Raw genomic sequence first — 21711 nt, 5'->3', positions numbered from 1 at the left:
GGCCCAGACAGCGCGGCGGTAGGCCAGAGGGAGGCCGCTGGGGGTCAGATGTCCCGCAGGCGGCTAACGCAGTAGAAGACGCTATCACCACAGCCCCGGCATGTCGACAGGGGGGCCGGCGCATCCAGCTGCTGAAGCTGCCGGCAGCGAACACATCGATAACTGCCTGCCTCCACGTGGGTTTGGGCACGGAAATGGCGCAGGCAGGAGACGCTGGCGCGAGGCTCGTTTCCTGTTTCTGCCCCCAGTGCGATCAACAGGTCCGCCATCGACAGATCCCGCCCCCACAGGCACCGGTGTAACCAGTCCGCATCCCGACTCATGCAGGCGGCCAGCATACAGAGCTCTTCGCTGCTGATATCCCGCAGCTCGACATCGGGCCCGGCGAGGCTCTCAACCCCTGCTAACAACTTGGGGGGCGGGCGGGCCTCAAAATCGGTGATCGCCTGCTGCAAACGCTGCAATAGTCGCGCACAGATATCCTCCTGCCCCCCCCCTCGATCATTAGGCACTTCCCGCATACAGAACCCTCGGCGTTAGCTGGCGCCTGCTCGGTAGCCGCCATCTCCAGTTCACACCACAGTGAAACCTGTGCCATCGGGCGGGTGCAGTTTAAACGGGAAGAAGCTCCGCCTGACAGGCGGCGACACGGGTGCGTTCAGGCTTTAAATTAAGGGTAGACCATGGATAAACACTACCCGTCAAAACCCCGCTGCTGTATCCTTCGCTGTTTAGATTTTCTTATTATTCCGACCCCCTCTTTTTATCACTTCCAAGCGCGAGAATGATGGATCAACAGTACCAGCCCCATGAGATTGAAGCCGACGCCCAGGAGTATTGGGCCACGACCAAGGCCTTCGAGGTAACCGAGGACAATGGCAAGGAGAAATATTACTGCCTCTCCATGTTCCCCTACCCGAGCGGACGCCTGCACATGGGACATGTGCGCAACTACACCATCGGCGATGTGATCTCCCGCTTCCAGCGCATGCAAGGCAAGAATGTACTGCAGCCCATGGGATGGGACGCCTTCGGCCTGCCGGCTGAAAATGCGGCCATCAAGAACAACACCGCTCCGGCTCCCTGGACCTACGAAAACATCGAGTACATGAAGGGCCAGCTCAAGCAGCTCGGCTTCGGCTACGACTGGAGCCGCGAGATCGCCACCTGCCGTCCCGAATACTACAAGTGGGAGCAGTGGTTCTTCACCCAGCTCTACGAGAAGGGGTTGGTCTACAAAAAGACCTCCGCCGTTAACTGGTGCCCCAACGACGCCACCGTGCTCGCCAACGAGCAGGTAATCGAAGGTTGCTGCTGGCGCTGTGATACCCCGGTAGAGCGTAAGGAGATCCCCCAGTGGTTTGTTCGCATCACCGCCTACGCCGAGGAACTGCTCAACGATCTCGATGAGCTGGAGGACTGGCCCGACCAGGTCAAGGCGATGCAACGCAACTGGATTGGTCGTTCCCAGGGGGTGGAGATGAGCTTCGACCTGGCCCAGCCAGTGGAGCAGGTCGCCAGCCATTTCAGCATCTACACCACCCGTCCCGACACCCTCATGGGCGTGACCTATGTCGCCCTGGCCGCCGAGCACCCGATCGCCCAGGCCGCCGCCGCCAACAACCCCGAGCTGGCCGCCTTTATCCAGGAGTGCAAACACAGCTCGGTCGCCGAAGCGGACATGGCCACCATGGAGAAGCGCGGGGTCGATACCGGGCTTAAGGCGATCCACCCCCTCAGCGGGCGCGAAATCCCGATCTGGGTCGCCAACTTCGTCCTCATGGATTACGGCAGCGGTGCCGTGATGTCGGTACCCGGCCACGACCAGCGCGACTGGGAGTTTGCCCGCAAATATGACCTGCCGATCGAGCAGGTGGTCGCCCCTGCCAACGCCGGGGAGGCCTGTGACATCAGCCACGGCGCTTACGTCGATAAAGGGATCCTGGTCAACTCAGGCGTGTTCGACGGCCTCGACTTTGAAGCCGCCTTCAACGCCATCGCCAAAAAGCTCAAGGGGCTCGGCAAGGGCAAGGTGACCGTCAACTACCGCCTGCGCGACTGGGGTGTCTCCCGCCAGCGCTATTGGGGAGCCCCCATCCCCATGAAGTACCAGAACGGCGAAGAGATCCCGGTTCCCTTGGAGGAGCTGCCGGTGGTGCTGCCCGAAGAGGTGGAGATGGACGGCGTGCAGTCGCCCATCAAGAGTGACCCCGAGTGGGCCAAATGCGAGCACAATGGTCAGCCGGCTACCCGCGAAACCGACACCTTCGACACCTTTATGGAGTCCTCCTGGTATTTCGCCCGTTTCACCAGTCCCCACAACGATGAGGCGATGCTGTCGCCCCAGTCGGCCAACTACTGGCTGCCGGTGGACCAGTATATTGGCGGTATCGAGCACGCAATCCTGCACCTGCTCTACGCGCGCTTCTTCCACAAGCTGCTGCGTGACACCGGTCTGGTGGACAGCAACGAGCCCTTCAAACGCCTGCTCTGCCAGGGCATGGTGCTCAAGGATGGCAGCAAGATGTCCAAGTCCAAGGGCAACACCGTTGACCCCCAGGAGCTGATCAGCCGTTACGGTGCCGACACCGTACGTCTGTTCACCATGTTTGCGGCGCCCCCCACCCAGTCACTGGAGTGGTCTGACAGCGGTGTAGAGGGGGCCTTCAAGTTCCTCAAACGCTTGTGGAAGCTGACCCAGGAGCACCTCGCCCGCGGTGAGGCAGCAGCGCTTGACCTTAGCCAGCTCAACGATGCCCAGCGCGACCTGCGCCGCAAGACTCACGAGACCATCGCCAAGGTGACCGATGATTTTGCCCGCCGCCAGACCTTCAACACCGCCATTGCCGCGGTGATGGAACTGAGCAACGAGGTGACCCGCCTGGCCGACGACGATGCCCAGTCCCGTGCGGTGGTTCAGGAGGCGCTGGAAGCAGCTACCCTGCTGCTGGCGCCCATCGTCCCTCACATCAGCCACCGCCTGTGGCAGCTGCTGGGTCATGAGCTGGCGGTAATCCACGCACCCTGGCCCCAGGTAGACGAGTCCGCCCTGACCCGCAGCCGCATCGAGTACGTGGTTCAGGTCAACGGTAAACTGCGGGCGCGGATCGAGGTGGATGCCGATCTGGACAAAGCCAGCATCGAAGCCCTGGCGATCGCTGACGAAAACGTCCAGCGCTTTACCGAAGGGCTGACGGTGCGTAAAGTCATCGTAGTGCCCAACAAACTGATCAACATCGTAGTAGGTTAACCCATGAAACCAGCGCGCTATGGATTGTGGCTGTCTTTGTTGACGCTTCTGCTGCTGGCCAGCGGTTGCGGGTTCCAGCTGCGCGGGGAAGTGAGCCTGCCCAGCGAGCTCCAGCGTCTCAACCTGAGCGGCGTTCAAAGTGGCAGCCCGCTCTCCCAGGCACTGCGCCAGAGCCTCACCAGCAACGGTGTTGAGTTGAGCGAAACGGCGGATCTCTCACTGGCGGTGCTGGGATACAGCACCGACCAGCGAGCCATCACCTTTACCGGCACCGGCCAGAGTGCGCAGTTCGAAGTGAGCGGCACGCTGCGCTTTAACCTGCAGAACAGCAATGGTACGGAGCTAATGGGTCCCTTTAGCCTTGACGCGCAGCGTACCTACCAATCGGACCAGAACAACACCACCGCATCGATCTCCGAACGCAAGATGATCGATCGTGAGCTGGAGCGGTCGCTGGTTCAACAGTTGATGCTGCGCCTGCAGGCGATCACCTCGGCCCAGCTGGCGCAAGCACAGCAGGCGGCCGAGGCTCGCGAGCTGCAAGCCCAACAGGCCGCTCCGGCCGCGCAATGAAACTCCGTGCAGAGCAGCTCGCCAGCCACCTCAAGAAGGGGCTGGCACCGCTCTACATCGTCAGCGGCGATGACCCCCTGCAACTGCAGGAGTGTTGCGACAGCATCCGCCTGGCAGCCCGTGAGCAAGGCGTCAGCGAGCGGGAGTTAATGCACGCCGATGGCGGTTTCGACTGGAACGACCTTCTGCAAAGCGCCAACAGCCTCTCCCTCTTTGCGGATCGCAAGCTGATTGAACTGCGGATTGCCAACGGCAAGCCGGGCGACAAGGGCAGCAAGGCGCTGACTCACTACGCCGAAAACGCCTCCCCCGACAACGTACTGCTACTGGTCCTGCCAAAGATGGATGCTGCGGCCCAGCGCAGCAAATGGTTCAAGATGCTGGAGCAGGCTGGCGTGCTGATCCAGCTATGGCCGATCGACGCCGCCGCCCTTCCAGGCTGGATCCAGAAGCGCCTGGCAGCCGCCGGCCTGGCCGCCAGCCCCGATGCGGTGCAGCTGCTGGCCGATCGGGTAGAGGGCAACCTGCTGGCCGCCCAGCAGGAGATCGAAAAGCTCAGGCTGTTGGCTACCGGTGAGCGGGTTGAGGTCGATACCATCAACGCCGTGGTCTCCGACAGTGCCCGCTTTGATATCTTCTCCCTGGTGGACAGCGCCCTGACCGGCGATGCCATCCACAGCGCTCGTATGCTCAGCGGATTGCGCGCCGAAGGTAGCGAGCCTACCGTCATCCTCTGGGCCCTGACCCGTGAGCTGCGTAGCCTGGGCAGTATGGCGCGGCTGTTACAGCAGGGGCAGGCGGTCGAACAGGTACTCAAAAGCCAGCGCGTGTGGGAAAAGCGTAAAGCGCCGGTTCGCCGTGCCCTGACGCGTCTCTCCGAGCGGGAATGGCGCATGATGCTGCAACACGCCGCGCGTATTGATCGCACCATCAAGGGGATGGAGACGGGCAATGTGTGGGACGAGCTCAGCGCTCTCTGCCTGCGACTGGCCGGCCTACGAACCCCCGCGGCTGACTACTGAGCCGTTGACTTCGGTTTTTCCCTAGGCGGGTGCGCTACCCCGCAGCCCGCCCGCTCGGTTGTCCGGGTTTCCCCTAGATCACCACGGTAATCGACGATAGCGAAGTTCGCCCCGGTGTAGACAATAGAAAGCCTGTTATCCAATGCGTTAAGGCTTACGATGTCCCAGGCTCCCTTTTGGCAATACCCTGTGCTGGTTCCCTCCAACCTCCGACTTCCGAGCTTCGGTTATCTGTCTCGATCGCAGTTTTGCCAGCAGCTGGCCCACAGTGCCCAGATTGGCCGCTACGATCTCGGGCGCAACCTGCATCTGGATCCGGGCCTGATGGCACGCTATGGCAGCGAGATCCCCCGCATCGCCGAAGCCCTGGCCTGCTCCCCCCGGGATGAGCGCTACCGCCGGGTCAAGGTGGCCACCATTGACAAGGCCACCCACGAGGTCCACCTGGAGTGGCTCCTCGCCCAACGCCTCGGGCGCAGCCGGATCAGCTTTACCCAGTTCGAGCTACTGCGCCGTGCGCTGGGGGTTCAGCCGCTGCTGGTGGATATGATGGGCCCTGCGGTGGAGGTGATCTGGCCCGACAGCCTGGAGGCCGCTCTGGTCGCACTGAACCAGCTGGAGCAGCGGGTCAACCTCACTCCGGCAGCGGATCTTTCCTCCCTCCCCCCCCCGGCCGATAGCCAATGGTCGCGGGCCAGTGGATTCTAGCACCCGATACCGATCAGCAATAAAAAAGCGGCCGTGGCCGCTTTTTTATTGGCTTACATAGTCTACGAACTAGCAGAGAAGATCGCCTTTGGCTTGCTGGTCTGCATGGTAGGAGGAGCGCACCAGGGCACCGCTCGCCACCTTGGAGAACCCCAGCTCCTGGGCAATGGCGGCCAGCTCGGCAAACTCGTCGGGATGAACGAAGCGGTCCACCGGCAGGTGGTTACGGCTCGGCTGCAGATACTGGCCCAGGGTGATCATCTCGATGTCGTGGGCACGCATATCCTTCATCTCGGCGATCACCTCGTCGATGGTCTCCCCCAACCCCAGCATCAACCCCGACTTGGTAGTCACCTGCGGATTGCGGCGCTTGTACTCCTTGAGCAGGGTGAGTGACCACTGGTAGTCAGAACCCGGGCGAATCTTCTTGTAGAGGCTTGGTACCGATTCCAGGTTGTGGTTGAAGATGTCCGGTGGGGTTTCGCTGAGAATATCGAGCGCGATCTCCATGCGCCCGCGGAAGTCGGGCACCAGAATCTCGATCTGGATATCGGGGCTAAGGGCACGCACTTCGCGGATACAGTCGGCGAAATGGCCGGCCCCACCATCCCGCAGGTCATCCCGGTCAACGGAGGTGATCACCACGTAGCGTAGCTTCATATCGGCAATCGCCTCGGCCAGCTGCCTGGGCTCATTGGCATCCAGTGCGTTGGGACGGCCGTGAGCCACATCGCAGAAGGGGCAGCGACGGGTACAGATGTCGCCCATGATCATGAAGGTGGCCGTCCCCCCACTGAAGCACTCGCCCAGGTTGGGGCAGGCCGCCTCTTCGCACACCGTGTGCAGCTTGTGTTGGCGCAGCAGGTTTTTGATGCGACTGATCTCCGGTGAGGCCGGCATCTTGACGCGTAGCCAGTCAGGCTTGCGGGGCATATCCTCCTTGGCGGTGGGGATTACCTTGACCGGGATGCGGTCAACTTTGTCCGCTCCGCGGAGCTTAACCCCCTGCTCGACGCGCTTGGGTTTGCTGGTAGTCTCGTTGTTTGCACTCATAGGGGGATATCGTCCAGTTGCAGGGGGTCGGTGGTAGTCTCGCAGCGATTATACCCGAGCAAGTGGGTCAGGTTCTGTTTCAATCTGTCGCTAACGACTTCCATTTGTACCGGGCCGACCAGGGTACTGAGCTGGGTCATCGCCAGGCCGGCGTAACCACAGGGGTTGATACGTAAAAAGGGCTCCAGATCCATATCCACGTTCAGCGCCAGGCCATGATAGGAGCAGCCGCGCCGCACCCGCAACCCCAGGGAGGCGATCTTGTCTTGCCCCACATAAACCCCCGGGGCATCGGCCCGGGCACGGGATTCAACCTGCCATTCGGCCAGGGTGTCGATAATGGATTGTTCGATCGCAGTCACCAGGTCGCGCACTCCTTTACCGCGCCGCCTGATATCCACCAGCAGGTAGGCTACCAGCTGGCCGGGGCCGTGGTAGGTCACCTGGCCACCGCGGTCCACCTGTACGACCGGGATATCCCCGGGCATCAGCAGGTGCTCTGCCTTGCCCGCCTGCCCCTGGGTATACACCGGGGGGTGCTGCAGTAACCACAACTCATCGCGACTGTCGGGGCCCCGGGTGTCGGTGTAATGCTTCATCAGCTGCCAGGTGGACTCATACTCCACCATTCCCAGCTCGCGAACCAGCAGGGCCTGGTCATTATCGTTACTACTCATGGGATCGCCTTGGATAGGGGGTCGCAGGGGTTAGAGCACCATCTTGACACGACCGCTGCCCATCAACTCCTGGTGCAGGGCCTTGAGCTGGACCTCTCCGGTGGCGGTGATCACCACCGTTACCGAATGGTAGCGTCCGTTACGACTGGTTTTAACCTCATGCTGACCATCGAAGCTGCTGTCGTGGCGGGTGATCACCTCCAGCACAAATTCAATAAAATCAACCTCGGCCTCCCCCATGATCTTCACCGGGTAGTCACAGGGAAACTCGATTTTGGGGGCTTCGGGCTGCTCGGTCGTCTGCCCGTTGATAATGATTTCGCTCACACGAATACCGCCTGGGATAGAAACAGAAAGGCCGGAGCCAGGCTCCGGCTGGTCAATTATAATACAAAGCGGGCCGCGATCGCAGCCCTGGCCTCAGGCAAAGAGACCGTATACGAAGAGCATGATCGAGTCCCACAGGCGCTTGAAGAAGCCCCCCGCCTCGACCGCCTGCAGCGCCACCACCGGTACGGTTTCAATCAACTCATCACCCAGCTTAACCTTCACCTCACCCAGCACCTGGCCCTGCTTCAGGGGCGCCTCCAGCTGGGGGTTCAGCTCCATCACCGCGCTCAGGTTCTTGCTCTGGCCGCGGGGAATGGTCACCACAATATCCTCGCTGACACCGACGGCCACCTGATCCACAGTCCCTTTCCAGACCCTGGGGCTCTGCAGGGATTCGCCTCCGCGCTTAACCAACGCGTTCTCAAAGAAGCGGAACCCATAGGTCAGCAACTTTTGGGTTTCGCTGGCGCGGGCCTTTTCGCTCTTGGCCCCCATCACCACCGAGATCAGGCGACGACCATCCTGCGCGGCCGAAGTCACCAGACAAAAACCGGCCTCCTCGGTGTGCCCGGTCTTGAGGCCATCCACCGCACTGTTACTCCACAGCAGGCGGTTACGGTTGGGCTGTTTACGCAGCGGCTTGCCGGTCTTCTTATCGACGCCATACTGGTAATACTTCTCGGCGTAGATGTCGTAGCGGTCGGGGTGCCGGTAGATGATTGCCCGCGCCAGTTTGGCCAGGTCCGCGGCGGTGGTGTAGTGATCATCCGCCGGCCAGCCGCTGGCGTTAACGAAATGGGTATTGCTCATACCCAGTTCACTGGCAGTGCTGTTCATGACATCCGCAAAGGCCTCTTCGCTACCGGCGATGTGCTCGGCGATGGCGACACTGGCGTCGTTACCGCTGACGATAATAATCCCCTTCAGCAGCTCCTCCACCGGCACCCGCTCACCTACCTCGATAAACATGGTGGAGCCCCCCATCTTCCAGGCCTTCTCGCTCACCAGCACCTCATCCTGGGCCCCGATATTACCCGCCGCCAGTTCGTTTTCAGCCACATAGGCGGTCATCAGCTTGGTCAGGCTGGCCGGCGGCAAGGGCTGGTGGGCATTGGACTCCACCAGTATACGACCGCTATCAGCATCCATCAGCAGATAGCTGCTGGCGGCCAGCGAGGGAGCGGAAGGGATCGGCGAGGCCGCTTTCAGGGGGGCGGAGAGGAGCAGCACCAGGGGTGCCAGCAGGTAAATGAACCGAAAACCAAAGAATCGCATAAGCAGTGAAAAACTATCCTGTTTTGAATGAAGGGCTAGGGGTCACTAGTGAGACCCTGGGGCGGGTTAGAAATTCCCCGACAATGGCACTCGCACGGGAACGAGTTCACAAACCAGCGGCTGGGCACGGTGTCGCTGCCGACAACCGCTACTCATACACCAGATGGGGAGCGCCCAGCGCGGCATTATCGACCTGTTGCTTCGCTTCTTCAACCTCTTGCAGCGTGGCAAAGGGGCCGATACGTACGCGATGCAGGGGGGCAGGGTGCTCGATACCGGCCACCACAGCCACGGGGAAGCGGGTTACTTCACTCAAACGCCGCTGCAGGCTTTGGGCCGACTGCGCATTCTGCAGGGCGGCCACCTGCAGGAACATGCGTGGATGGCGGGGCTCGGTGGCCCGCTCGGGTGCCGGCAAGGGAGCAGCCCCCTGTGATGACGTGGTCGCGGGCGCCTCCGTGCTCAGTCCCCTGGATACCGGCCCGGCTCCGTTCTCCTCGGCCTGAGCCCTGAAGTTGGCCGGGTCGATCCCTTCCACCCGCACCCGCGCGGTGCCCTGGCCGAAGAACCCCAGTTTATGTGCTGCCGCATAGGACATATCGATCAGGCGATCGCCGTGAAAGGGGCCACGATCGTTGACCCGCACCACCACGGAGCGGCCATTGGCCAGATTGGTCACTCGCGCATAGGAGGGCAGCGGCAGGGTTTTGTGGGCTGCGCTCATGGCGTACATGTTGTAGGTTTCACCGTTGGCCGTTTTATGGCCGTGGAACTTGGTGCCGTACCAGGAGGCGGTTCCCTCCTGGCGATACCCCACCGCGGTGGAAAGAGGGTAATACTTGACGCCAAACAGGCTATAGGGGGTCGACTTGACGGGCCCCGTGTGGGTGCGGGGGACCGCATCGGGTACGGTGGACACATCAAAGTGGCCATCGGGCGCGCCGTCAACGCCGGGTCTCAGGCTGCGGTCACTGCTGCAGGCAGCCAGCAGCAGGCTACTTAACAGCAGCGCCCATCGCGCCCCTCGCGAGAGATCAAAGCGCCTTGGCCTGGGCATCTTTCAACTCCTCGCTTAACTGGTAGGCGGCCATCGCATAGAGGGTACTGTGGTTGTAGCGGGTAATGACATAGAAGTTGTGCATCCCCACCCAAAACTCGCTGCCCCGCTCACCCTGCAGGCGAATCCCACGCACACTGGCGTCCGCCGCAGGTGCCTGTAAGGGCTCCCACCCCAGGGCTTCTAGCTGCTCAAGAGTTTGCGCCGGCTTCAGCTTATCGGAGACTCCGTCAGCGTAACGGCTACCGCTGACACGGGCGCGGGTAACCACGGGGGCCCCCTGCTGCCAGCCATGGCGGCGAAAATAGTTGGCGACACTGCCAATGGCATCAACGGGGTTGTTCCAGATATCGATCTGGCCATCACCGTCAAAGTCGACCGCATAGGCGCGGAAGCTACTGGGGATAAACTGAGGAAAGCCCATTGCCCCGGCGTAGGAGCCGGTCAGCTCGAGGGGGTCGAATCGCTGCTCGCGACTGAGCAGCAGGAACTCCTTGAGCTGTTTGCGAAAGAAGCTCTGGCGGGGCTCGTAATCAAACCCCAGGGTGGAGAGGGCATCGACCACCCGGAACCGTCCCTTGTGCTTTCCGTAAAAGGTCTCGACGCCAATAATGGCAACGATAATCTGCGCCGGCACCCCATACTCGCGCTCGGCCCGCGACAGCGCCTCGGCGTGCTGCTGCCAGAACGCAAGGCCCGCCTCGGTGCGGGCCGGGGTCAGGAAGATCTTGCGGTATTCGCCCCAGGTTTTGGTTCGTTCGGCGGGGCGGGCGATGGCATCCAGTATCGGCTGCTTGCGCTCGGCCGAGTCGAACACCCGTTGCAGGGTCTCCCGGTCGTACTGGTGCTCCTCGACCATCTCCTCGATCAGTGCCAGCGCCTGTGGCGAGCCACTGTAATCTGCGGCCAGCGCACCACCCGCCGCCAAACAAAGTGATATCCCCAGTACCGGCAACCGTCTCATTCTTGGGTCTTCCTCCTCGCAAGGGTTACAACGCTCACTGCTACACGGTGTCAGATAATTCAAGAGAGGGCAACCCGGCGCTTAGCCTCGCCCCAGCCAGCTACGGTGCGAGTGCACCGACATCAACACCCCGAATCCCGCCAACAGGGTCACCACCGATGTTCCTCCCCGGCTCACCAGCGGTAGCGGCACCCCCACCACCGGCAGCAAACCACTCACCATGCCGATGTTAACGAATACGTAGACAAAAAACGTCAGGGTAATACTGCCCGCCAGCAGCTTACCAAAAAGGGTCTGGGCATTGAGAGCGATGACGATACCCCGGGCAATGATCGCAAGGTAGAGCACCAACAGGAGCAGCACCCCGACCAGGCCAAATTCCTCGGCCAGCACCGCAATAATGAAGTCGGTATGGCTCTCGGGCAAAAAGTCGAGCTGGGACTGGGTCCCACCAAACCAACCCTTGCCATAAATCCCTCCCGAACCGATGGCGACCTTGGACTGGATGATATTCCAGCCAGACCCCCAGGGGTCGCTTTCCGGGTTCAGGAAGGTGAGTACGCGCTGCTTCTGGTACTCGCGCATCAGGAAGTGCCACATCCCCCAGGCAAAGGGTAACGCGGCCAGCACGGCGCCAAAAATAATGCGCCACTGCAGTCCCGCCAGGAAGAGAACAAACACACCAGAGGCGGCGATCAGCAACGAGGTGCCCAGGTCGGGTTGCTTGGCGATCAACAGCACCGGCAACAGGATCAGGGCCAGCGCGGTCAACAGGTGCCTGAAGCTGGGGGGAACCACTCGCTTGGCCAGATACCAGGCCACCACCATCGGCATCACCAGTTTCATGATCTCCGACGGCTGGAAGCGGAAGCCGGGCAGCGCCAGCCAGCGCTGGGCCCCCTTGGCCCCGGTGCCGCTGACCAGCACCGCCACCAGCAACCCAATCCCCAGTACATAAACCCAGGGGGACCAGCGCTCAAAGATGCGGGGGGGGATATTGGCGATCACGATCATGCCCACCAACCCCACGGTAAGATAAACCGCCTGCCGGGTCACCATGGCCAGGTTCTGGCCGCTGGCGCTGTAGAGTACCAGTAGCCCGCCCCCCATCAGCAACAGCAACAGCCCCAGCAGCACGGGGTCGAGTCGCAACCAGAAGACCGCCCGGCTCTGCATATTCTCTTCGCTGAGGGGCAGTTGGCGCTCAAAATCCAGCCGGCTCATGGGGCTCCTCCCGCCACCAGCCCCGCTTCGATACGGGGCAGCAGATAGGCGTCCAGTACCTTGCGGGCGATAGGGGCCGCGGCCGCACTGCCACTGCCACCGTTTTCGACCACCACCGCGACCGCGATCTGCGGCGCTGTCAGGGGAGCGAAGCCGACAAAGAGTGCGTGATCACGGTTACGCTCGGCCAGTTTCTCGGCATCGTACTCCTCATCCTGCTTGATCCCCACAATCTGGGCTGTGCCGGTTTTACCCGCCATCTGGTAAGTGATATCCCGCCCGATGCGGTAGTGGGCGGTTCCCCGGGGGTGGTGGACCACCTTGCGCATCGCTTCGATGACCAGGTCCCAGTACTCGCTTTTTTTCATCTCGACATCTGGCAGGTCGGGTTTCACCGGCTGCTCGAAGCCCGGTGAAGCCTGTTTCAACAACTGCGGGCGGATCCAGTGGCCGCGGTTGGCGATCACGGCTGTCGAAGCCGCCAGCTGCAAGGGAGTCGCCAACATATACCCCTGGCCGATCCCGGTAATCAGGGTCTCCCCCGGGTACCAGGGACGACCACGGGCCCCCCGCTTCCAGTCCCGCGAAGGCATCAGCCCCGGGCGCTCTTCGGAGATATCGCGCCCGATCCGCTGCCCGAGGCCAAAGCCGGCCAGATAGTGGTCCATGTTATCGATCCCCAGCTTGAGGGCCAGGTCGTAGAAATAGGTGTCATTGGAGTACATGATGCCACGCTCCATATCCACCGTGCCGTGCCCCTCACGCTTCCAGTTGCGGTAGAGTCGCTCTTCACCGGGCAACTGATACCAGCCGGGATCAAAAATGGTGTAACCGGGGCTGGTCACCCCGCTGTCGAGGCCGGCCAGGGCCACCATCGGCTTGATGGTGGAGGCCGGCGGGTATTCACCCAGGGAGGCCCGGTTGTAGAGGGGCCGGTCGGGGTTGTCCCGCAGCTGGCTGTAGTCGCGACTGGCGATCCCGGTGACAAAGAGGTTAGGGTTGTAGGCTGGAGTGCTGGCCATCACCAGCACCCCGCCGGTGCGGGTATCCATCGCCACCACCGCACCCCGGTGCTCACCCAGGGCTTCTATGGCCACCTGCTGGAGCTGGCTGTCCAGATAGAGGGTCAGGTCACTGCCGGGCTCAGGGTCCTGGCGGCTGATGACCCGTTGTACCCGGCCACGGGCATTGGTCTCCACCTCCTGGTAACCCGCTTTACCCAGCAGCTGGATTTCGTAAAAGCGTTCGATACCAATCTTGCCGATGGTGCGGGTGCCACTGTAGGCGTCAGGATCCAGCCCACTGAGTTCGCGTTCGTTGATGCTCCCCACATAGCCCACCGAATGGGCAAAGTGCTCACCTCTGGGGTAATAACGCACAAGCTGCGCCTCCACCTCGACACCGGGAAGCCGGTGCTCATTGACCGCGATGCGGGCAATCTCCTCCTCCTGCAGGCGATATTTGAGAGGAACCGACTCGAAGGGGCGGCTTTGGCGTGCCAGTTCGCGGTACTTTTCCACCTGTTCATCGCTGATCGACACCATCTCCCGCAAGCTGTCCAGGGTCTGATCCAGATTGGCAACCCGCTCCTTCACCAGCACCAGGGTATAGCTGGGCTTGTTCTCTGCCAGCAACTCGCCGTGGGTGTCGTAGATCAGTCCCCGGGTCGGGGGCAGGGGTTGCAGGTGAATCCGGTTCTCATCGGACTGGGTGCTGAGCTCCTGGTGCTGCACCACCTGCAGGTTGATCATGCGCGCCACCAGCACCCCCACCAACCCCAGCACCACAAACAGGGAGAGCAGCAGGCGTGAGGTGAAGATCCTTGCCTCGCTGCGGGTATCCTTGATGGCGGTTGGGCGGGCCATATCGTATCTGTTTATCGGTGGTAGGGGTGGTTGTTGAGGATACTCCAGGCGCGGTAGAGCTGCTCCGACAGCAGTACCCGCACCAGCGGGTGGGGCAAGGTCAGCGGCGACAGCGACCACTTCTGGTCGGCCCGCGCCACGCACTCCGGCGCCAGACCCTCGGGTCCGCCCACCAGCAGGCTCAGGTGGCGACCCTCGAGCCGCCACTGCTGCATCTGCTGCGCCAACTGCTCGGTGCTCCAGGCGCGTCCACCCACCTCGAGGGCGATCACCCGATCACCACTGCCGATAGCCGCCAGCATCGCCTCCCCCTCCTTGCGTTGGGCGCGTTTGATGTCGGCCCCCTTGGTACGTTTGCCCAGCGGAATCTCGACACACTCCAGCGCGCAGTCGGCGGGCAGACGTTTGGCGTACTCCTGGTAGCCCTGCTGAACCCAGTCGGGCATCCGGGTACCTACGGCAATAAGGCGAATTCGCATGGAGGAATCAGTCGGCGGCGTGCCTTGTGGAGCCCTCCCACAGGCGTTCCAGGTCATAGAACTGACGGGTAGCGGGCAACATCACGTGCACCACCACTTCATCGAGATCCACCAGCACCCACTCGCTGCCGGCTTCTCCCTCACTGCCCAGGGGTCGAATCCCCTGCTTTTTGGCATCCTCTACCACGGCGTCGGCCAATGACTTTACGTGACGATTGGAGGTACCGCTGACGATGATCATGTAGTCGGTAATGTCGGTGAGCTCCCGCACATCGAGGCAGGTGATCTCCTTGCCTTTCATGTTTTCCAGGGACTCGATCACCAGGTCTTTCAGTTGTTCAGATTGCATGTAGTAAAAAAATCTCTCCGTTAGGGATAGGATCAGCTCGGATTACTGGCGGATGTGGCCATCTCCGAACACAACGTATTTTTCAGAGGTCAGCCCCTCCAGGCCCACCGGTCCGCGGGCGTGGATCTTGTCAGTTGAGATGCCGATCTCAGCCCCCAACCCATATTCAAAGCCGTCGGCAAAGCGGGTGGAGGCGTTGACCATCACCGAGGCGGAATCCACTTCGGTCAGGAAGCGGCGCGCCTTGCTTAAATCCTCAGTGACGATCGCATCGGTGTGGTGGGAGCCGTAGCGGTTGATGTGTTCAATCGCCTGCTCCATACCGCTGACGACGCGGATGGCCAGGACCGGCGCCAGGTATTCGGTCGACCAGTCCGCCTCGGTGGCTGGCACCGCCTCGGGGAGCAGTGCACAGGTACGGGGGCAACCCCGCAGCTCTACCCCGTGGGTAGCGTAGAGCGCTGCCAGCTCCGGCAGCAGCTGCTCAGCTTGCGACTCTGCCACCAGCAGGGTCTCCATGGTGTTACAGGTGCCGTAGCGGTGGGTCTTGGCGTTCAATGCAATCTTCAGGGCCTTGCCGCTGTCGGCACGGTCATCGATGTACACATGGCAGATACCATCGAGGTGCTTGATCACCGCCACCCGCGCATCGCGGCTGATGCGCTCAATCAGGCTCTTGCCGCCGCGGGGCACGATCACATCGACGTACTCGGGCATGGTGATCAGTTCCCCCACTGCCGCACGGTCGGTGGTTTCAATCACCTGCACCAGATCCTGTGGCAACTCGGCCGCGGCCAGCCCCTGGCGAATGCAGGCAGCGATCGCCTGGTTGGAGTGGATCGCTTCGGAGCCGCCGCGGAGGATGGTGGCGTTGGCGGATTTGAGGCAGAGGCTGGCGGCATCAACGGTCACATTAGGGCGGGACTCGTAGATGATTCCCACCACCCCCAAAGGCACCCGCATCCTGCCCACCTGGATCCCGCTGGGTACGTAACGCATATCGCTGATGGTGCCCACCGGGTCGGGCAAGGCGGCCACCTGCCGAAGCCCCTCGATCATGGCATCAATGCGGGCCGGAGTGAGCGCCAGCCGGTCCAACATCGCCTCATCCAGCCCCTTGCTGCGCCCCGCCTCCAGGTCCTTCTGGTTAGCGCTGGCCAGCTCGGTGCGAGCACTGTCGAGGGCGGTGGCGGTGGCCAGCAGGGCAGCATTTTTCTGCGCGGTGGAGGCCTTGACGATCTCACGGGATGCGGCCCGGGCACGGCGCCCGACCTGCGCCATATACTCTTTTACATCCATAGGGGTTCCAGATTGGGACAATAGCAGCGAAAATTTGCCCGATTATAACTTGCCCGCAGGCGGGAGTCGCCCCTATTCATGGACCTTGCATTGATTGAACCGCTTCTCACCTGGCTGGAGGAGCACCAGCAGTGGCTGGGGCTGGTCACCTGCCTGACCGCGTTCGCCGAGTCCCTGGCCCTGGTGGGGCTGGTGCTGCCCGGGGTGGTGATGCTGTTTGGCATCGCCCTGCTCGCCGCCAGCAGCGGCATGCCGCTGGAAAACCTGTTGTTTTGGGGGTTTATCGGCGCCATCGCCGGCGATAACCTCAGTTACCTGCTGGGGCGCTACTGCCACGGCCCGCTGAGCCGCACCCGCCTGTTCCGCAACAACCCCCAGTGGATCGACAATGGGGAGCGCTTTTTCGAGCGCCACGGCATGCTGAGCGTGGTCCTGGGCCGCTTTATCGGCCCACTCAGGCCGGTGATTCCGATGGTGGCCGGCATGCTGGAGATGCCCGCACAACGCTTCGTGGCCATCAACCTGCTGTCGGCGGTCGGTTGGGCGCCTGTTTACCTGCTACCCGGTTACCTGGCGGGGGCAGCCACCAACCCCGATACCCTCGCCTCGCTGGAGTGGCTCTACCAATGGTGGCCCTGATCACTCCACCCTCTCCGTCCCGTTAGGGCGAGGGCTCTCCCCAGCGTGGCACAAAGCGCTGCTCCAGCCCCAGCTGGTCGAGAATCCGCGCCACCACAAACTGCACCATCTCCTCGACACTGGCAGGTCGATGGTAAAAGCCCGGGCTGGCGGGCAGTATCATGGCCCCCATGCGGGTCAGGCGCAGCATGTTTTCCAGGTGCAGCTCCGAATAGGGCGCTTCCCGCGGCACCAGGATCAGCTGGCGGCGCTCCTTGAGCGCCACATCCGCGGCCCGCTCGATCAGGTTATTGCTGGCTCCGCAGGCGATCGCCGACAGGGTACCGGTGCTGCAGGGGCAGATCACCATCGCCGCGGGCGCCCCGGAGCCCGAAGCCACCGGCGCCATCCATTGCTCACGACCATACACCCTTACCCGCCCCGGTAGCCCGGCGTACTGCTCGGCAAACCAGCGCTCCAGCTCGGCGGGTGCACCCGGCAGTTTGAGATCGGTTTCGGTGGCCACTACGACCTGAGCCGCGCGGGAGATGAGAAAACTGACTTCGCAGCCCTGCGCCAGCAGCTGTTCCAGCAGGCAGAGCCCGTACTGGGCGCCGGAGGCACCGGTTAAAGCCAGGGTAACGCGTTTAGTGCTCATGCTGTGGATACCGCTCCTCGAGGGCCTGTTTGAGCTTGAGGTGAAGCCCTCCAAAACCGCCATTGCTCATCACCAGTATATGATCTCCTGCCCGGCTCTCCAGCAACAACCGCTCCACCAACTGCTCCACTGATGACTCGACATCCGCCTCAACGGGGCTTTGGGCCACCACCTCCTCAAGGGCCCAGTCGACCCCCGCCGGCTGGAACCAGTAGACCCGGTCAGCACAGGCGGTCGCAGGAGCCAGTTTGGGGCGGTGCACCCCCATGCGCATGGTATTGGAGCGGGGCTCGATCACCGCCAGTATCCGCCCCTCCTGCCCGACCCGGGCCCGCAGCCCCCGCAGGGTGGTCTCGATGGCGGTGGGGTGGTGGGCAAAATCGTCGTATACGCGCACCCCACCGCAGTCGGCGATCAGCTCCAGGCGCCGCTTGATGCCGGCAAAGCTGCCCAGCGCCTCAGCGGCCACCGCCGGAGTCACCCCCACATGGCGGGCGGCCGCGATGGCGGCCAGGGCATTGGCCCGATTATGGTCCCCCAGCAGGGACCAGCTGACCTCGGCGACACGCTGTCCCTGATGGCAGACCTCAAAGCGGCTGCCATCAGCTGCCAGGGGACGGGCAAACCAGGTGGCATCGGCATCGGTCAGCGAGAGCGGCTGTTGCTCGCTCCAGCACCCCTCGGCCAGTACCCCTTGCAGGGCTTCATCGCCGGCCGGAAAGATGACCAGTCCTGAGGACGGTATAGTGCGCACCAGATGGTGGAACTGGCGCTGTATCGCCGCCAGGTCGGGAAAGATATCCGCGTGGTCAAACTCCAGGTTGTTGAGGATCGCGGTGCGGGGCTGATAGTGGACAAACTTGGAGCGTTTGTCGAAGAAGGCGCTGTCGTACTCGTCCGCCTCGATCACGAAGAAGGGGGTCTCCCCCAGCCGCGCCGAGACACCAAAGTTACCCGGCACCCCGCCAATCAGGAAACCAGGCGCCATGCCGGCATACTCCAAGATCCAGGCCAGCATCGAGCTGGTCGAGGTTTTACCGTGGGTACCCGCCACCGCCAGCACCCAGCGCCCCTGCAGCACCTGTTCCGCCAGCCACTGGGGCCCCGAGCGGTAAGGCAACCCCTTGTCGAGCAGGTATTCCACGGCGGGATTGCCCCGCGACATGGCATTACCCACCACCACCAGATCGGGGGCCGGCTCCAGCTGGGCGGGATCGTACCCCTCCACCAGCTCGATCCCATGGGCCTCCAGCTGGGTACTCATCGGCGGATAGACATTCTGGTCAGAGCCCGTCACACGATGCCCCAGGGACTTGGCCAATACCGCCAGCGACCCCATAAAGGTACCGCAAATCCCGAGAATGTGTATGTGCATAGAGGCCCCGACAATCGCTGTAGACAATGAGTGAAAAACGGCAAGCCTACCACGGCTGCGCCACAACGCCCATCCGGCCCAACCGCCGACCGCGGCAAACCGGCCACATATCAGGGGGCGCAAGGGCTACCGGCGCACCGATGCGTAGATCCCCTTATGCAAATGATCCCATTTTCGAGTATGATTCGCCCCCATCCAAGCTAACCCTGCAGGAGTCTCCTGATGTCCCCCAAAAACGCTTTCTACGCCCAGTCTGGCGGCGTAACGGCTGTCATTAACGCGTCCGCCTGCGGACTGATCGAAACCGCTCGCCAGCACCCCGACAAAATCGGCAAGGTGTATGCGGGCCACAACGGTATCGTCGGTGCCCTCAGCGAAGAGTTGATCGATACCAGCCTGGAAAGCTGCGAGGATATCGCCGCCCTTAAACACACTCCCGCCGGGGCCTTTGGGTCCTGCCGCTATAAGCTGCACAACCTGGAGGAGAACAAGGCGGAGTATGAGCGCCTGATCGAGGTGTTCAAGGCGCACAACATCGGTTATTTCTTCTACAACGGCGGTGGCGACTCCCAGGATACCGCCTACAAGGTCTCCCAGATCAGCGAGAAGATGGGCTACCCGATCACCTGCGTCGGCATCCCCAAGACCGTCGATAACGACCTGCCCTTTACCGATAACTGCCCCGGCTTCGGCTCCGTCGCCAAGTACGTGGCGGTCTCCATCAAGGAGGCGGCGCTGGATATCGCCTCCATGTGCAACTCCTCCACCAAGGTGTTCATCATGGAGGTCATGGGACGCCACGCGGGCTGGATCGCAGCCGCCGGCGGCCTGGCCGCCGAGAAGGAGGGGGACGCGCCCCACATTATCCTGTTCCCGGAAATCGCGTTCGACCGCGAGCAGTTCCTCGCCCGCGTCGAGCAGTGCGTGAAGCAATACGGTTACTGCGTGGTCGTGGCTTCCGAGGGCGCCCAGTACGAAGATGGCCGTTTTCTTGCCGACTCTGGCAACAAGGACGCCTTTGGACACACCCAGCTGGGCGGTGTGGCACCGACCCTGGCCACCATGATCAAGCACTCACTGGGCTACAAGTACCACTGGGCGGTTGCCGACTACCTGCAGCGGGCGGCGCGCCACGTTGCTTCCGCCACCGATGTGGAGCAAGCCTACGCCATGGGCAAGGCGGCCATTGAGTTCGCCCTGGCCGGTCGCAATGCGGTGATGCCCATTATCGTGCGCGAGTCGGACAAGCCCTACAGCTGGAGGGTGGGGGAGGCGCCTCTGAGCCAGGTAGCCAACCAGGAGAAGAAGATGCCGATCCACTTTATCAAGGATAACGGCTACGCCATCACCGACTCCTGTCGTGAGTACCTGTCACCGCTGATTCAGGGCGAAGACTACCCTCCCTACGTCAATGGCCTGCCCCATTACGTAACCCTGAAAAACCAGCTGGTTGAGAAAAAGCTGCGTACCGAGTTTAAGTTCGACTAACCCTGGCAGGAGCTGCGCCGCCGCGCAGCTCCCCACCCCTTACGTCAGCCCTCTCCCCCGCAGCGATAAAATGCCAGCGCATTGAGCCGCAACACCCGTTCCGCCGCCTTGCTCCCGAGGCTCTCCTCCACCAGTGCGATATCGGCCGCCTGAAAGCGCCGGGGTGCACGGGTACCCGGCAGATCCGTGCCGAACATCAGGGCGCTGGGGTCCAGTTGGTGGATCTGCCGCAGGCTGTCCGCCACATCCAGGGTCACCCGCCCGAACCCGGTGGCCTTGACCCGCGCCCCCTGCTCTACCGCCCGCAGCAGCAACGGCAATCCTTCGCGACGCAGCCCCAGGTGATCGATGGAGTAGCGGGGAATATCCCCCAGCGCCGGCAATAGGGGTGCCAGCGCAAGGGAGTCAACGTAGAGCTCTGTATGCCAGCCGCAGCGCTCGAAAACCCGCTGCGCCATACCCACCAGCTGCTCAACCCCCTCTGAACCACCCCGATAGAGATTAAAACGGATGCCCCGCACCCCCGCCCGGTCGAGCCGCTCCAACTCCTCGTCCGACGTGTGCCGGGGCAGCTGGGTCACCCCCACAAAGCCGGACCCCAACCGCTCCAGCGCCGCCAGCAGGTAAGTCTGGTCAAACCCTTGGAAAGAGCCGGAGACCACCGCCCCGCCCGCCATCGAGAAGGGGGCCACTTCCTGCCGATAATCGTCGACCCCGTAGGGTTCCGGCAGATAGCCCTGGTTGGCGATCAGTGGGTAGGCAGGGTCGATGATGTGCAGGTGGGCGTCAAACAGGGATCGGGACATCGAGGGCTCGTCTGGATAGGCTGCCAGTTCCCCAGTGTAGACTACTACCGGTAGTGCGGATGGAGCCCCGCACTGCCCCCGAGATAATACCAGCCCATGCTGAGCCGTGGGCCCGATGCCGGCAGGGAGGCGGCGGGCAGGGGCGCGGAGGCCGGCAGGGCCGGGATCGATGGGTCGGTCAGCAGGGTGAAGGACAATGCTCGCGTCAACCCCCTTAACGGATCAATGGCCAGGGGGAGGGCACCGGGGCAGTAGCGCCCCCGTTTCTCCCCCATGAGCTGGAAGAGGGAAAGGCTCTGCCCGTCACTTTCGCTCACGGCCCACTGACGCGCCAGATACCCCGAGTGACGCCTGAACAGGCGATCCAGCTCGGCGCACAACAGAGCGCTGCCCGGTCCATGAGACTGGATCCGAGGGGGGGCCGCACAGTAACGCCCCTGCGCTTCCAGGTCTTCCACCAGGCGGATCGCCTGTAACGGCTGGCCTGTACGCTGCCAGAGGGCGGTGGGCGAGTAGAGAATTTCAGCGACCCGCTGGCTATAGAGCCCACACAGCGGGTCCGTCGAGCGGACCTCCTCGCCATGCAGCAGGCCGGCGGAGAGCAGCAGCCCCACACCACACCACAGTCGCCACCCCATCGT

The 21711-nt window shown here is 62.5% G+C and carries 22 protein-coding genes; 6 read left to right on the top strand and 16 right to left on the bottom strand.

What is annotated here, in order from left to right:
• Nucleotides 1-44: 44 nt before the first annotated feature.
• Nucleotides 45-521 carry a hypothetical protein gene (locus D0544_RS00165; protein ID WP_125013672.1) on the bottom strand — a complete coding sequence of 159 codons (477 nt, stop codon included), beginning with the start codon at nucleotides 519-521 and terminating at the stop codon, nucleotides 45-47.
• 266 nt (nucleotides 522-787) lie between these two features.
• Between D0544_RS00165 and leuS the strand changes: the two genes are divergently transcribed.
• The 4 genes from leuS (at nucleotide 788) to D0544_RS00145 (ending at nucleotide 5553) form a co-directional block, all read left to right on the top strand.
• Nucleotides 788-3250 carry a leucine--tRNA ligase gene (gene leuS, locus D0544_RS00160; protein WP_125015815.1) on the top strand — a complete coding sequence of 821 codons (2463 nt, stop codon included), beginning with the start codon at nucleotides 788-790 and terminating at the stop codon, nucleotides 3248-3250.
• Between the two features lie 3 nt (nucleotides 3251-3253).
• On the top strand, nucleotides 3254-3823 hold the full coding sequence (locus D0544_RS00155; protein ID WP_125013671.1) for an LPS-assembly lipoprotein LptE: 570 nt from the start codon (nucleotides 3254-3256) through the stop codon (nucleotides 3821-3823).
• Nucleotides 3820-4845 carry a DNA polymerase III subunit delta gene (gene holA / locus D0544_RS00150; RefSeq protein ID WP_125013669.1) on the top strand — a complete coding sequence of 342 codons (1026 nt, stop codon included), beginning with the start codon at nucleotides 3820-3822 and terminating at the stop codon, nucleotides 4843-4845. The genes D0544_RS00155 and holA overlap by 4 nt, the downstream gene beginning before the upstream one ends.
• A 159-nt stretch (nucleotides 4846-5004) precedes the next feature.
• A complete protein-coding gene (locus tag D0544_RS00145; RefSeq protein ID WP_125013666.1) occupies nucleotides 5005-5553 on the top strand; it encodes a hypothetical protein in 549 nt (182 codons plus the stop codon).
• A 69-nt stretch (nucleotides 5554-5622) separates the two neighbouring features.
• On the opposite strand, the gene lipA is transcribed toward D0544_RS00145, so the two are convergent.
• The 11 genes from lipA to D0544_RS00090 form a co-directional block, all read right to left on the bottom strand.
• Complete coding sequence (lipA, locus tag D0544_RS00140) at nucleotides 5623-6606, bottom strand: lipoyl synthase (RefSeq protein ID WP_125013664.1); 984 nt, start codon at nucleotides 6604-6606, stop codon at nucleotides 5623-5625.
• Nucleotides 6603-7283: a lipoyl(octanoyl) transferase LipB gene (lipB, locus tag D0544_RS00135; protein WP_125013662.1), complete on the bottom strand. Its 681-nt coding sequence runs from the start codon at nucleotides 7281-7283 to the stop codon at nucleotides 6603-6605. The genes lipA and lipB overlap by 4 nt, the downstream gene beginning before the upstream one ends.
• A 30-nt stretch (nucleotides 7284-7313) precedes the next feature.
• Entirely contained in the window at nucleotides 7314-7610 is a 297-nt protein-coding gene (locus tag D0544_RS00130) for an HP0495 family protein (RefSeq protein ID WP_243647211.1), read from the bottom strand.
• Between the two features lie 93 nt (nucleotides 7611-7703).
• Nucleotides 7704-8888: a D-alanyl-D-alanine carboxypeptidase family protein gene (locus D0544_RS00125; RefSeq protein WP_125013660.1), complete on the bottom strand. Its 1185-nt coding sequence runs from the start codon at nucleotides 8886-8888 to the stop codon at nucleotides 7704-7706.
• Nucleotides 8889-9036: 148 nt separating this feature from the next.
• A complete protein-coding gene (locus D0544_RS17385) occupies nucleotides 9037-9945 on the bottom strand; it encodes a septal ring lytic transglycosylase RlpA family protein (RefSeq protein ID WP_125013658.1) in 909 nt (302 codons plus the stop codon).
• Nucleotides 9923-10909 carry a lytic murein transglycosylase B gene (gene mltB, locus D0544_RS00115; protein WP_125013656.1) on the bottom strand — a complete coding sequence of 329 codons (987 nt, stop codon included), beginning with the start codon at nucleotides 10907-10909 and terminating at the stop codon, nucleotides 9923-9925. Before mltB ends, D0544_RS17385 begins: the two co-directional genes overlap by 23 nt.
• A gap of 81 nt (nucleotides 10910-10990) precedes the next feature.
• Nucleotides 10991-12133 (bottom strand): rod shape-determining protein RodA, encoded by a 1143-nt coding sequence (gene rodA / locus D0544_RS00110; RefSeq protein WP_125013654.1) that lies wholly within the window; start codon nucleotides 12131-12133, stop codon nucleotides 10991-10993.
• The gene (gene mrdA, locus D0544_RS00105; protein ID WP_125013652.1) at nucleotides 12130-13998 is read right to left on the bottom strand and encodes a penicillin-binding protein 2; all 1869 of its coding nucleotides are present in this window, start codon (nucleotides 13996-13998) and stop codon (nucleotides 12130-12132) included. Before mrdA ends, rodA begins: the two co-directional genes overlap by 4 nt.
• Before the next feature lie 11 nt (nucleotides 13999-14009).
• Nucleotides 14010-14477: a 23S rRNA (pseudouridine(1915)-N(3))-methyltransferase RlmH gene (gene rlmH, locus D0544_RS00100; RefSeq protein ID WP_125013650.1), complete on the bottom strand. Its 468-nt coding sequence runs from the start codon at nucleotides 14475-14477 to the stop codon at nucleotides 14010-14012.
• A 7-nt stretch (nucleotides 14478-14484) separates the two neighbouring features.
• Entirely contained in the window at nucleotides 14485-14826 is a 342-nt protein-coding gene (gene rsfS / locus D0544_RS00095) for a ribosome silencing factor (RefSeq protein ID WP_125013648.1), read from the bottom strand.
• A 42-nt stretch (nucleotides 14827-14868) separates the two neighbouring features.
• Nucleotides 14869-16125, bottom strand: coding sequence for a glutamate-5-semialdehyde dehydrogenase (locus tag D0544_RS00090; protein WP_125013646.1), 1257 nt, complete (start codon nucleotides 16123-16125; stop codon nucleotides 14869-14871).
• Between the two features lie 78 nt (nucleotides 16126-16203).
• Here D0544_RS00090 and D0544_RS00085 point away from each other — a divergent pair, with 78 nt between their 5' ends.
• Nucleotides 16204-16764 carry a DedA family protein gene (locus tag D0544_RS00085; protein ID WP_125013644.1) on the top strand — a complete coding sequence of 187 codons (561 nt, stop codon included), beginning with the start codon at nucleotides 16204-16206 and terminating at the stop codon, nucleotides 16762-16764.
• A gap of 22 nt (nucleotides 16765-16786) precedes the next feature.
• On the opposite strand, the gene D0544_RS00080 is transcribed toward D0544_RS00085, so the two are convergent.
• Both D0544_RS00080 and mpl read right to left on the bottom strand, forming a co-directional pair.
• Nucleotides 16787-17401, bottom strand: a complete 615-nt coding sequence (locus tag D0544_RS00080; protein ID WP_125013642.1) for a flavin prenyltransferase UbiX — start codon at nucleotides 17399-17401, stop codon at nucleotides 16787-16789.
• Nucleotides 17391-18776 carry a UDP-N-acetylmuramate:L-alanyl-gamma-D-glutamyl-meso-diaminopimelate ligase gene (gene mpl, locus D0544_RS00075; protein ID WP_125013640.1) on the bottom strand — a complete coding sequence of 462 codons (1386 nt, stop codon included), beginning with the start codon at nucleotides 18774-18776 and terminating at the stop codon, nucleotides 17391-17393. Before mpl ends, D0544_RS00080 begins: the two co-directional genes overlap by 11 nt.
• A gap of 222 nt (nucleotides 18777-18998) precedes the next feature.
• Here mpl and D0544_RS00070 point away from each other — a divergent pair, with 222 nt between their 5' ends.
• Complete coding sequence (locus D0544_RS00070; protein ID WP_125013638.1) at nucleotides 18999-20264, top strand: 6-phosphofructokinase; 1266 nt, start codon at nucleotides 18999-19001, stop codon at nucleotides 20262-20264.
• 44 nt (nucleotides 20265-20308) lie between these two features.
• On the opposite strand, the gene D0544_RS00065 is transcribed toward D0544_RS00070, so the two are convergent.
• A complete protein-coding gene (locus tag D0544_RS00065) occupies nucleotides 20309-21070 on the bottom strand; it encodes an amidohydrolase family protein (RefSeq protein ID WP_125013636.1) in 762 nt (253 codons plus the stop codon).
• A 44-nt stretch (nucleotides 21071-21114) separates the two neighbouring features.
• Nucleotides 21115-21708, bottom strand: a complete 594-nt coding sequence (locus D0544_RS00060; protein WP_125013634.1) for a hypothetical protein — start codon at nucleotides 21706-21708, stop codon at nucleotides 21115-21117.
• Nucleotides 21709-21711: the final 3 nt, after the last annotated feature.

It is taken from the genome of Aestuariirhabdus litorea (assembly GCF_003864255.1).
Taxonomy (GTDB): Bacteria; Pseudomonadota; Gammaproteobacteria; order Pseudomonadales; family Aestuariirhabdaceae; genus Aestuariirhabdus; species Aestuariirhabdus litorea.
This window is presented reverse-complemented; position numbering and strand designations above follow the sequence as displayed.

Bases quoted from the DNA above. Each gene is read 5' to 3' on its own strand.
- D0544_RS00165 (WP_125013672.1), bottom strand. From the start codon at position 521: ATGCGGGAAGTGCCTAATGATCGAGGGGGGGGGCAGGAGGATATCTGT.
- leuS (WP_125015815.1), top strand. From the start codon at position 788: ATGGATCAACAGTACCAGCCCCATGAGATTGAAGCCGACGCCCAGGAG.
- D0544_RS00155 (WP_125013671.1), top strand. From the start codon at position 3,254: ATGAAACCAGCGCGCTATGGATTGTGGCTGTCTTTGTTGACGCTTCTG.
- holA (WP_125013669.1), top strand. From the start codon at position 3,820: ATGAAACTCCGTGCAGAGCAGCTCGCCAGCCACCTCAAGAAGGGGCTG.
- D0544_RS00145 (WP_125013666.1), top strand. From the start codon at position 5,005: ATGTCCCAGGCTCCCTTTTGGCAATACCCTGTGCTGGTTCCCTCCAAC.
- lipA (WP_125013664.1), bottom strand. From the start codon at position 6,606: ATGAGTGCAAACAACGAGACTACCAGCAAACCCAAGCGCGTCGAGCAG.
- lipB (WP_125013662.1), bottom strand. From the start codon at position 7,283: ATGAGTAGTAACGATAATGACCAGGCCCTGCTGGTTCGCGAGCTGGGA.
- D0544_RS00125 (WP_125013660.1), bottom strand. From the start codon at position 8,888: ATGCGATTCTTTGGTTTTCGGTTCATTTACCTGCTGGCACCCCTGGTG.
- D0544_RS17385 (WP_125013658.1), bottom strand. From the start codon at position 9,945: ATGCCCAGGCCAAGGCGCTTTGATCTCTCGCGAGGGGCGCGATGGGCG.
- mltB (WP_125013656.1), bottom strand. From the start codon at position 10,909: ATGAGACGGTTGCCGGTACTGGGGATATCACTTTGTTTGGCGGCGGGT.
- rodA (WP_125013654.1), bottom strand. From the start codon at position 12,133: ATGAGCCGGCTGGATTTTGAGCGCCAACTGCCCCTCAGCGAAGAGAAT.
- mrdA (WP_125013652.1), bottom strand. From the start codon at position 13,998: ATGGCCCGCCCAACCGCCATCAAGGATACCCGCAGCGAGGCAAGGATC.
- rlmH (WP_125013650.1), bottom strand. From the start codon at position 14,477: ATGCGAATTCGCCTTATTGCCGTAGGTACCCGGATGCCCGACTGGGTT.
- rsfS (WP_125013648.1), bottom strand. From the start codon at position 14,826: ATGCAATCTGAACAACTGAAAGACCTGGTGATCGAGTCCCTGGAAAAC.
- D0544_RS00090 (WP_125013646.1), bottom strand. From the start codon at position 16,125: ATGGATGTAAAAGAGTATATGGCGCAGGTCGGGCGCCGTGCCCGGGCC.
- D0544_RS00085 (WP_125013644.1), top strand. From the start codon at position 16,204: ATGGACCTTGCATTGATTGAACCGCTTCTCACCTGGCTGGAGGAGCAC.
- D0544_RS00080 (WP_125013642.1), bottom strand. From the start codon at position 17,401: ATGAGCACTAAACGCGTTACCCTGGCTTTAACCGGTGCCTCCGGCGCC.
- mpl (WP_125013640.1), bottom strand. From the start codon at position 18,776: ATGCACATACACATTCTCGGGATTTGCGGTACCTTTATGGGGTCGCTG.
- D0544_RS00070 (WP_125013638.1), top strand. From the start codon at position 18,999: ATGTCCCCCAAAAACGCTTTCTACGCCCAGTCTGGCGGCGTAACGGCT.
- D0544_RS00065 (WP_125013636.1), bottom strand. From the start codon at position 21,070: ATGTCCCGATCCCTGTTTGACGCCCACCTGCACATCATCGACCCTGCC.
- D0544_RS00060 (WP_125013634.1), bottom strand. From the start codon at position 21,708: ATGGGGTGGCGACTGTGGTGTGGTGTGGGGCTGCTGCTCTCCGCCGGC.